1 protein-coding gene and 1 pseudogene are annotated in these 1,256 nt (G+C 55.2%); both read right to left on the reverse strand.

Annotated elements, in window-relative coordinates; genetic code table 11:
- Positions 1-569: 569 nt before the first annotated feature.
- The gene (locus I2G43_RS03905) at positions 570-998 is read right to left on the reverse strand and encodes a hypothetical protein (protein ID WP_195535155.1); all 429 of its coding nucleotides are present in this window, start codon (positions 996-998) and stop codon (positions 570-572) included.
- A gap of 1 nt (position 999) precedes the next feature.
- Positions 1,000-1,256, reverse strand: a pseudogene (locus I2G43_RS10485) (hypothetical protein); the annotation flags it as partial.

Below are 1,256 nucleotides of genomic sequence, written 5' to 3' on the forward strand. Positions count from 1 at the left end.
GCATTTCCGCCCTTTACTTTACGGCAACCCTATTCGTCGGACTAAAGGAGAGGAAAAAAGGCGCAGTCGTTGCATCTGCCGTAGGCGTGATCACAGCCATTGCCTCATTCTTTATCTGACACATTGGTGATCTAGGGGCGATATCGTAGGAATACGACCGGGAGAGCCGGGACCAGATTACCCGGGTTGCCCGGTCGGCTCGCGCGACGGCGCGGCGGTTCCACAGAAAGATCTCCGGACTTCACGCCGTTTCTGATCGCATTGTAGACAGCCATCTCGTCTTCGCAGTCGGCGAGCACGCGGTGTGCGTCGTCGTTTTGGATGTCCAGTAAATCTCGAAGGTCCTCCATGCACCAGCGTCCGAGATCTGGCCATGCGCGTTGCGCGAGCTGATAAGTGTCGATTGCGATGTTGTAGTTAAAGTCCAGGCCAAAGCCGTCCCAGGCAGAACGGCTTTGTTTCCTTGATTATCAACTTCATCCGGACACTTCCCGCATTCATCCGTGTGTGTACGGATGAATGCGGGGTTCAATACCCCGGCGGCCTGATCGGCAGACCGCCGGGAATTCTCACTCCTCGAAAAAAGCCGGCACTCGGTTAGTCCTGCGCATCTTGAAATCGCCAGACTCATGGGAGACGTAGAGAATGCCGTCCATCCCATCTCGTGATGCATACGACAGGTGGACTGAACCGCAATCCGATCCATCATTGTCGAGAAGATCGAACGAATTCGGGTCGCTCGTTGCGGCCAAACGACCACTCAGACAAGAGCCATCGTCATTACAGATTTGCCATTCCATGTCTTCGCCTGCAAGAATCGCCATAGACGGCCTGGTCGCGCCATCGTTGACATACATCCCGTCTATGCCAAACCCATTTTCAGCGCCATCGATGAACGACTGCTCGGACCTATACCTCGCAAATGATGCACATAGCACCATTGCAAGACAAAGTACAAAGCCAACAATCGCTATCTTTGCATAGCTCTTGCCTATCATGTCATTCACCTCCCTCGTATGTATCGAGGTATTCCTGCTTGAGCGTCTGCGAGGACGACTCGGTCTTTTCCACGAGCGTGCCGGCCTCGATGAAGTAGAACGAGTCGGTGAGGTCTGCCAGGTCGTCGAGCAGATGGCTTGAGATGAGCACGCTGCGTCCCCGCTCCACCTCGCTGCGCATCGCGTCGCAGGAGGTTTTCCGCTTTCCCGGATCGAGGCCGTTCAGCGGTTCATCGAGGATGAGGTACGGGCAATCGG

It is taken from the genome of Collinsella aerofaciens (assembly GCF_015557435.1).
Taxonomy (GTDB): domain Bacteria; phylum Actinomycetota; class Coriobacteriia; order Coriobacteriales; family Coriobacteriaceae; genus Collinsella; species Collinsella aerofaciens_Z.